We start from the raw sequence: 8,525 nt of genomic DNA, 5'->3' as shown, positions 1-8,525 counted from the left end.
GGTGGCGGCGTGCCCGGGGCTGAAAGCTCCATGCTCAAGATTCGCGGCACCGAGATCCGGCAGGAGATCCTCTCGCTCATCCGCCGTGCGGTGGGCCCGTACGCGCTGCCTTTCATCGAAGAGGCGCAGTACGAGGGCTATGCCGACGAACCCGTGGGGCCTAAAGAGGCGGCCACGGCAGCCGCCAACTACTTCAACTACCGCAAGCTGTCGATCTTTGGCGGCTCCAATGAAATCCAGAAGAACATCATTTCAAAAATGATTTTGGGCCTGTGAGGTTGCCGCGATGAACTTTGAACATACCGAAGACCGCCGCATGCTGGCGGACACCCTGAATCGTTTTGTGGCCGAGCAGTACGGGATCGAGACGCGCAACCACATCGCCTACGGCGACAACGGCATGGACGCGGCGCTGTGGAGCCGCTTTGCCGAGCTGGGCGCGATTGGCGCACTCTTCCCCGAAGCCGATGGCGGCTTCGGCGGCGCAGGCTTTGATGTGGCCGTGGTGTTTGAAGCCCTGGGCAGCGGCTTGGTGGTGGAGCCGTTTGTGGGCGCGCTGGTGGTGGGCCGTGCGCTGGGCCTGGCGGGCAGCGCTGCGCAAAAGGAACACATCGCCAGCATCATCGACGGGAGTACGGTGGCTACGCTGGCGCATGAAGAGCCTGGCGCGCACTATGCCCTGAACCGCGTGACTACCCGCGCCGTGCGCAGTGGCGATGGCTGGTTGCTGACGGGCCATAAGGCCGTGGTGCTGCATGGCGACCAGGCCCAGCTGTTGCTGGTCAGTGCTCGCACCTCGGGCGCTGTGGATGATGAAGACGGCATCTCGCTGTTCCTGGTTCCCGCCGATGCCGCAGGCCTGAGCCACCGTGGCATGGGTCGTATCGATGGTGGCCGCGTGGCTGAAGTCACTTTGCAAAACGTTCATGTCGGCGCGGGAGCACTGCTGGGCGCAGAAGGGCAGGGCTACGCGACGCTGGAGCACGCGGTAGGCTGGGGCATTCTGGCCGTGTGTGCCGAGGCGCTGGGTGCGATGGACGTTGCCAAGAAGCACACGCTGGAATACCTGCAAACGCGCAAGCAGTTTGGTGTGCCCATCGGCAGCTTCCAGGCCCTGCAGCACCGCATGGCCGACCTGCTGCTGGAAGTGGAGCAGGCGCGCTCTGCCGTCATCAACGCAGCGGCCGCGATGGACAGCACGGACCGCACCGAGCGCGAGCGTGCGCTGTCGGCCGCCAAGGTCACCATGGGCCGTATCGGCGCGTTGGTGGCTGAAGAAAGCATTCAGCTGCACGGCGGCATTGGCATGACGTGGGAGCTGCCGCTGTCGCACTACGCCAAGCGCCTCGTCATGGTGGACCACCAGTTTGGTGATGAAGACCACCACCTGGCGCGCTTTATCGCGCTGGGCCGGAGCTGAAGCCATGGAGCAGCCACTGCCTCTGCTGCAACGCCGCGAGGGCGCGGTGCTCGTGCTCTCCAACAACAACCCCGCCGCGCGCAATGCGTTGTCACCCGCGTTCTACGCGGCACTGACCGAGGCACTGGCGCAGGCCGAGGCCGATCCCACCGTGGGCGCCATCGTGCTCACGGGCGAAGGCGGGCACTTCTGTGCAGGCGGTGACCTGCGCCAATTGGCCAAGCGCCGCGAGCTGCCCATTGAAGAGCGTCGTGCCAAGCTCGAAGGCCTGCACGACCTGATCCGCACCGTGCGCGATTGCCGCAAGCCGGTGATCGCGGCGGTGGAGGGCGCAGCGGCCGGTGCGGGCCTGTCGCTGGCGCTGGCCTGCGACATGCTGGTGGCTGCGCGCAATGCCGTGTTCTCGGTGGCCTATGTGAAAGTGGGCCTCACGCCCGATGGCGGCGCCACGGCCTTCCTGGCCGAGTTCGTGTCGCGCCAGGTGCTGACCGAGCTGTGCCTCACCGGCGAACGCATCTCGGGCGAGCGGCTGCACGCATTGGGCCCGGTCAACCGACTGGCCGAACCGGGTGAGGCCCTGACGCAGGCATTGGCATTGGCCGCGCAGGTTGCCGCCGGGCCGGACCTGGCCATGGGCCGCATCAAGGCGCTGTGCCGCAGTGCTTATGCGCAGCCACTGGACGCCCAGCTGGAGCTGGAAGCACAGCTCATGGTGCAGTCGCAAGCCACCGAAGAATCCCGCGAAGGCATTGGTGCGTTTCTGGAAAAACGCCCGGCCGATTTCGCCCGCCTGCGCCAGGTCAATGCCGCTGGCGCGGGTACACAAGACACTACGCAATGACCTCCACAAACCCCACACCCGCATTGCCTGAGGGCATGGACTTTCCGCTCGAAGGCGTGCGCGTACTCGACCTCTCGCGCGTGTTTGCCGGGCCGCTGTGCGGCCAGGTGCTGGCCGATTTTGGTGCCGACGTCATCAAGGTGGAACACCCCGGCCGGGGTGACGACACCCGTGACTGGGGCATGCGCATCGGCAAGACCGAGACCACTTACTACAACAGCATGAACCGCAACAAGCGGTCCATCACGGTGGATTTGCAGACGCCCGAAGGCGTGAAGATCATCCGCGACCTGCTGCCCCAGTGCGATGTGGTGGTGCAGAACTTCAAGACCGGCGGCGCCGAGAAACTGGGCCTGGGCTACGAACAGCTCAAGGCCATCAAGCCCGACCTCATCTACTGCTCGGTGGCGGGCTATGACAGCTCCGGCCCCGAGGCCAAGCGCCCCGGCTACGACCTGGTGATCCAGGGCGAGGCGGGTCTGATGGCGATCAACGGTGAGGCCAACCAGCCGCCCCTGAAGTTCGGCGTGGCCGCGGTGGACATGATGACTGGCATGTACGCCGCGCAGGCTGTGCTGGCCGCGCTGTTCCGCCGGGAACGTACGGGCAAGGGCCGCCACATCGAGATGGCGCTGTACGACTGCGGCCTGATGATCACCGGCTACTACGGCCTGGACGCCATGCTGCTGGGCCACGACCCGCAGCGCTACGGCAACGCCCACCCGTCCATCGTGCCCTACGGCATGTTCGAGGCACAGGATGGTCCGCTCATCATCGCCGTGGGCAACAACAGCCAGTTCGACAAGTTCTGCCGCCAGGTAGTGATGCGCCCGGACATCGTGGAAGACCCCCGTTTTGCCACCAACGTCGAGCGTGCCCGCAATCGACTGACCCTGCTGCCCGAGATGAAGGCGTTGATTGCCAGCTTTCCGCGTGATGTGCTGCTCGAACGCCTGACCGCTGCAGGCATCCCTTGCGGCCGCGTGGCCGGCCTGCACGAAGCGCTGACCAGCGAGCGCACGCGCCGCGGCGGCCTGCTGCAGGAAATGCCCCACCCCGTAGCGGGCACCACGCATGTATTCGCGCCGCCTTATCGGCTGGATGGCCAGCGCCTGCCCATCCGCAACGCACCGCCCACCCTGGGCGCCGCCACGCGAGAGGTGCTGCAGCAACTGCTGCAACTGCCCGAGGCCGAGCTTCAGGCCCTGCGCGACAAGGGTGTGCTCACACTTCCCCCGCTTTAATAGCTATAAAAAAAATAGCGGAATGCGCTTGCAGAAAAAGCGCTATCAACCTTTTCCTATTGCCATCCGGAGACAAACATGAACTTCTTCCGTATTCCCCGCCGCAGGGTCCTGCAGGGCCTGGCCGCCCTCATCAGCACCGGCCTGCTGGGCTCGGCCCTGGCCCAGGCGGGCAAGGACGCCTGGCCTGCCAAGCCTATCAAGCTGATCGTGCCGTACCCGGCCGGTGGCGCCACCGACATCACCGCCCGCGCGCTGGGCGAGAAGCTCTCGGCCCGGCTGGGCCAGCCTGTGCTGGTGGACAACCGCGGCGGAGCCGGCGGCGTGACCGGCACCGACCAGGCGCTCAAGTCGCCGGCCGACGGCTACACGCTGCTGGTGTCCCTGGGCACCACCATGCTCATCAACCAGTTCCTGTACGACCGCCTGCCTTACCAGCCGCAAAAGGATCAGGCCCTCATCACGCAAATCGCGCTGGCGCCTGTGGTGCTGCTGGTCAACCCGCAGCTGCCGGTCAACAACGCCTCGGAGCTGATGGCCTACATCGACCGTAACAAGGGCAAGATCGCCTATGGCTCGTGGGGCATGGGTTCCTACGCCCACCTGGCGGGTGCATGGCTGTCTGACAAACACAAGGCCGACATGAACCATGTGGCCTACAAGGGCGAGGCCCCCATGCTGCAGGACCTCGTGGGCGGGCAGTTCCAGATGGCGTTTGCCAGCCTGCAGTCGGCCCGGCCGTACATCGAATCGGGCCGCCTCAAGCCCCTGGCCGTGACCGGCGCGCAGCGCATGGACGCATTGCCCAAAGTGGCCACCATGGCCGAGCAGGGCATCAAGGACGAGGTCTTCCAGGTGACGGGCTGGGTGGGCATGAGCGCACCCGCCAAGACGCCGCCTGAAGTGGTGGCCCGACTCGGCGCCGAGCTGCAGGCCGTGATCGCGATGCCCGAGGTGCGCGAGCGCATCCAACAGATGGGCTTCATTCCTGTGGGTAGCAGCCCTGAGCAGTTCAACGCCCAGTTCAAGAAGGACGCACCGGTGTGGGAGCGGGTGGTGAAGGTTTCTGGCGCGAAACTAGATTGACACCCCCCTGAGTCGCTTCGCGCCTTCCCCCCGCTCTCGCAACGCTGCGCGTTGCGGGCAGGGGGACGCAGCCAGCGCGGCGGGGCGGCCCTTGCGCGGCTGCCCACGCCTGGGCAGCGCCGGTTACGTCGGGTGTGGGCCAGCACAAAAGCTGAAAGTAAAAACGGATCTCTGATGACGAAACAATGTCTTTTTCCCGCCGCCTTTTCACGTCGCGCAGTGCTTGCAACGGCTGCGGCTGTGTCGGCGCTTGGCCTGTTGGGCACGGCCCCGGCACACGCCCAGGCCTGGCCCAACAAGATGATCAAGCTCGTGGTGCCCTTCCCGGCAGGCGGCCCCACCGATACGGCCTCGCGCATCGTCGGCCAGAAGTTGGCCGAGCGCCTGAAGCAGCCCGTGGTGGTGGAGAACCGCGCGGGCGCGTCGGGCTCGATGGCCGCGCAGCAGATCGCCAAGACCCCCGGCGACGGGTACACGCTCATGATGCTGGCCACGCCCACGCTGCTGGCGCCGCACCTGTACAAAAAGGCGGGCTACGACACCACCAAGGATTTCGTGTCCGTGGCTACCGTGTACGACCTGCCCATCGTGGTGGTGGTCAACCCGGCGCAGATGCCCACCGTGACCGATCTGCAAAAGCTCATCACCCACGCCAAGGCGCGGCCGGGTCAGCTCAACTACACCTCCTCGGGCGTCGGCAGCTTTGGCCACCTGAGCATGGAGCTGCTCAAGCAGCTGGGTCAATTTGAGATGGAGCATGTGCCTTACAAGGGCGGCGTGCCCGCCATCACCGACACGCTGGGCGGCCAGGTGCCCATGATGTATGCCGACCTCGTGGCGGCGCTGCCCCATATCCAGACGGGCAAGCTGCGTGCGATTGCCGTGGGCTCGCCGCAGCGCGTGGGGGTGATCCCCAACGTGCCCACCATTGCCGAGCAGGGCTTCAAGGGCTTTGATGCCGTGTCGTGGGGCGGCCTGATGGCCCCGCCCGGTACGCCCAAGGAGGTGGTCGATCGCATCAGCACCGAAGTCAAGGCCATCCTGGCTGACAAGGAAGTGCAGGACAAGCTGCTCAACGCCGGTGCCATCGCCAACTACCAGGGCCCGGACCAGATGGCCAAGCGCGTGCGTGGCGATTACGCCAAGTGGGGCCAGGTGATCCGCGACAAGGGCATCGTCTTCGAGTAAGTGGGGCCATGACCAACACCACTGCCTCTGCCCCTTTGCCCCCATTCCGCCGGGTCTCCGATCTGCTGCGTGACAACGCGCGGCAGCGCCCGCAGGCCAAGGCCTTGGCCGATGACGACTCCGCGCTGGACTGGGCTGCGCTCGATGCCCTGGTGGACCGCGTGGCCGCATCGTTGCAGCAGGCGGGCCTGCAGTCGGGCGATGTGGTGGCCGTGTGCGCCGCGTCGTCTGTGCGTTATGCCGCCGTGTACCTGGGTGCCCTGCGTGCGGGTGTGGTGGTGGCACCACTGGCGCCGTCCGTCACGCCCGAGGCCATGGCGTCCATGTTGGGCGATGCCCAGGCGCGCCTGCTGTTTGCCGATGCGCAGGGCAGGGCGGCGGTGCCGCCTGCCGTGATGGAAGGCGCCGGTGCGCTGCCGCTTGTGGCGCTGGACGACGCCGGTGCGGGCATGCCGTGGATGGAGTGGCTTGCCCCTGAAGGCGCGGCGCCGACGCCGGTGGACGTGGGCCCCGAGCATCCGTTCAACATCATTTATTCCTCTGGTACCACCGGCAACCCCAAGGGCATCGTGCAATCGCACGGCATGCGCTGGGCGCACCTGGTGCGCGGCCTGGCACAGGGCTACGGGCCGGACAGTGTCACGCTGCTGGCCACGCCGCTGTATTCCAACACCACGCTGGTGTCGTTCTTTCCCGGCCTGTGCTGGGGCGGTAGCGTGCGGCTGATGCCAAAGTTCGATGCGCTGCGCTACCTGCAGACCGCGCAGCAGATCCGCGCCACGCATTCCATGCTGGTGCCGGTGCAATACCAGCGCATCATGGCGCTGCCGCAGTTCGGTGAGTTTGACCTGTCGTCTTTTCGCGCCAAGTTCTGCACCAGTGCGCCGTTCCGTGCAGAGCTCAAGGCCGACATCCTGGCGCGCTGGCCGGGCGCGCTGTACGAGTTCTACGGCATGACTGAAGGCGGCGGCACCTGCATCCTGGCGGCGCACGAGCACCCGGACAAGCTGCACACCGTGGGGCAGCCCGCGTCCACCAGCGACATCCGCCTGATCGACGAAGAGGGTAATGAGCTGCCGCCCGGTGCCACCGGCGAGGTGGTGGGCCACTCGCCCGGCATGATGACCGGCTACCACCGCCAGCCCGACAAGACGCGCGAGGCCGAGTGGTTTGACGCCACCGGCAAGCGCTTCATCCGCACAGGCGACGTGGGCCGGTTTGACGCGCAGGGCTTTCTGACCCTGCTGGACCGCCGCAAGGACATGGTCATCAGCGGTGGCTTCAACATCTACCCCAGCGACCTCGAAGCCGAGCTGCGCAAGCACCCGGCCGTGGAGGACGTGGCCGTGACCGGCGTGCCCTCCGAACAGTGGGGCGAGACGCCGGTGGCCTTTGTGTGTCGCCGACCGGGCGCTACCGAAGACGCCACCCAGATCATGGGCTGGTACAACGCCCGGGCGGGCAAAACACAGCGGCTGGCTGCGCTGCATTTCATCGACGAGCTGCCGCGCAGCGCGATTGGCAAGGTGCTCAAGCGCGAGCTGCGCGACCTGCACCGCACGCTGTCGCACTGATTGATTTCCTGTTTTTTCAGAAAGACCCAACCATGAAAATCCTCGTCCCCGTGAAACGCGTGGTGGACTACAACGTGAAGGTCCGCGTGAAGTCGGACAACACAGGTGTGGACATCGCCAACGTGAAGATGAGCATGAACCCCTTTGACGAAATCGCCGTTGAAGAGGCCGTGCGCCTGAAAGAAAAAGGCCTGGTGACCGAAGTCATCGCAGTCTCCTGCGGCGTAGCCCAATGCCAGGAAACCCTGCGCACCGCCATGGCCATTGGCGCCGACCGCGCCATCCTGGTGGAAACCGACGTCGAACTGCAGCCCCTGGCCGTGGCCAAGCTCCTCAAAGCCCTGGTGGACAAAGAGCAACCCTCGCTCATCATCCTGGGCAAACAAGCCATCGACGACGACGCCAACCAGACCGGCCAGATGCTGGCGGCCCTGGCCGACCTGCCCCAGGCCACGTTCGCCAGCAAGGTCGAACTGGCTGCAGACAAGGTCAGCGTGACCCGCGAAGTGGATGGCGGCCTGGAAACCCTGCAGCTTTCGCTGCCCGCAGTGATCACCACCGACCTGCGCCTGAACGAGCCCCGCTACGTCACCTTGCCCAACATCATGAAGGCCAAGAAAAAACAGCTCGATACCGTCAAGCCCGAAGACCTCGGTGTGGACGTTGCTCCGCGCCTGAAGACCCTCAAGGTGACCGAACCCGCCAAGCGCGGCGCAGGCATCAAGGTGGCCGACGTGGCCGCCCTGGTCGAGAAACTCAAGAACGAAGCGAAGGTGATCTAAATGTCGGTACTCGTTATTGCTGAACACGACAACGCGTCCATCAAGGGCGCCACGCTGAACACCGTCACGGCCGCCGTCGCCTGCGGCGGCGACGTGCACGTGCTGGTGGCCGGCCACAATGCCGGTGCTGCCGCACAAGCTGCCGCCAGCATCGCCGGAGTCGCCAAGGTCATCCACGCCGACGCAGCAGGCCTGGAACACGGCCTCGCAGAAAACGTGGCAGCCCAAGTGCTCGCCATCGCCTCCAACTACAGCCACATCCTGTTCCCCGCCACCGCCAGCGGCAAGAACGTGGCCCCCCGCGTGGCCGCCAAGCTGGACGTCGCCCAGATCAGCGACATCACCAAGGTCGTCTCTCCTGACACCTTCGAGCGCCCCATCTACGCCGGT

Annotated in this window: 8 protein-coding genes and 1 pseudogene; all 9 read left to right on the top strand. The window is 65.9% G+C overall.

What is annotated here, in order from left to right; all coding sequences use genetic code 11:
• On the top strand, window positions 1-276 hold a 276-nt coding region (locus DBR23_RS30690), incomplete at its 5' end, for an acyl-CoA dehydrogenase family protein (RefSeq protein ID WP_255581692.1).
• Between the two features lie 10 nt (window positions 277-286).
• On the top strand, window positions 287-1,420 hold the full coding sequence (locus tag DBR23_RS13565; protein ID WP_108498604.1) for an acyl-CoA dehydrogenase family protein: 1,134 nt from the start codon (window positions 287-289) through the stop codon (window positions 1,418-1,420).
• Window positions 1,421-1,424: 4 nt separating this feature from the next.
• The gene (locus DBR23_RS13560) at window positions 1,425-2,261 is read left to right on the top strand and encodes an oxepin-CoA hydrolase, alternative type (RefSeq protein WP_108498608.1); all 837 of its coding nucleotides are present in this window, start codon (window positions 1,425-1,427) and stop codon (window positions 2,259-2,261) included.
• Window positions 2,258-3,505, top strand: coding sequence for a CaiB/BaiF CoA-transferase family protein (locus tag DBR23_RS13555; protein WP_108498603.1), 1,248 nt, complete (start codon window positions 2,258-2,260; stop codon window positions 3,503-3,505). The genes DBR23_RS13560 and DBR23_RS13555 overlap by 4 nt, the downstream gene beginning before the upstream one ends.
• Before the next feature lie 78 nt (window positions 3,506-3,583).
• Entirely contained in the window at window positions 3,584-4,591 is a 1,008-nt protein-coding gene (locus tag DBR23_RS13550) for a tripartite tricarboxylate transporter substrate binding protein (protein WP_108498602.1), read from the top strand.
• Between the two features lie 174 nt (window positions 4,592-4,765).
• Complete coding sequence (locus DBR23_RS13545; protein WP_108498601.1) at window positions 4,766-5,779, top strand: tripartite tricarboxylate transporter substrate binding protein; 1,014 nt, start codon at window positions 4,766-4,768, stop codon at window positions 5,777-5,779.
• 8 nt (window positions 5,780-5,787) lie between these two features.
• Entirely contained in the window at window positions 5,788-7,353 is a 1,566-nt protein-coding gene (locus tag DBR23_RS13540; protein ID WP_108498600.1) for a class I adenylate-forming enzyme family protein, read from the top strand.
• A 32-nt stretch (window positions 7,354-7,385) separates the two neighbouring features.
• The gene (locus DBR23_RS13535) at window positions 7,386-8,135 is read left to right on the top strand and encodes an electron transfer flavoprotein subunit beta/FixA family protein (RefSeq protein ID WP_108498599.1); all 750 of its coding nucleotides are present in this window, start codon (window positions 7,386-7,388) and stop codon (window positions 8,133-8,135) included.
• Window positions 8,136-8,525, top strand: a pseudogene (locus DBR23_RS30685) (electron transfer flavoprotein subunit alpha/FixB family protein); the annotation flags it as partial.

Source organism: Acidovorax sp. HMWF018 (assembly GCF_003061035.1).
GTDB classification, from domain to species: Bacteria; Pseudomonadota; Gammaproteobacteria; order Burkholderiales; family Burkholderiaceae_C; genus Acidovorax; species Acidovorax delafieldii.
This window is presented reverse-complemented; position numbering and strand designations above follow the sequence as displayed.

What these genes read in the sequence shown, in the direction of transcription:
- DBR23_RS13535 (WP_108498599.1), top strand. Translation starts at nt 7,386, where the DNA reads ATGAAAATCCTCGTCCCCGTGAAACGCGTGGTGGACTACAACGTGAAG.
- DBR23_RS13550 (WP_108498602.1), top strand. Translation starts at nt 3,584, where the DNA reads ATGAACTTCTTCCGTATTCCCCGCCGCAGGGTCCTGCAGGGCCTGGCC.
- DBR23_RS13545 (WP_108498601.1), top strand. Translation starts at nt 4,766, where the DNA reads ATGACGAAACAATGTCTTTTTCCCGCCGCCTTTTCACGTCGCGCAGTG.
- DBR23_RS13560 (WP_108498608.1), top strand. Translation starts at nt 1,425, where the DNA reads ATGGAGCAGCCACTGCCTCTGCTGCAACGCCGCGAGGGCGCGGTGCTC.
- DBR23_RS13565 (WP_108498604.1), top strand. Translation starts at nt 287, where the DNA reads ATGAACTTTGAACATACCGAAGACCGCCGCATGCTGGCGGACACCCTG.
- DBR23_RS13555 (WP_108498603.1), top strand. Translation starts at nt 2,258, where the DNA reads ATGACCTCCACAAACCCCACACCCGCATTGCCTGAGGGCATGGACTTT.
- DBR23_RS13540 (WP_108498600.1), top strand. Translation starts at nt 5,788, where the DNA reads ATGACCAACACCACTGCCTCTGCCCCTTTGCCCCCATTCCGCCGGGTC.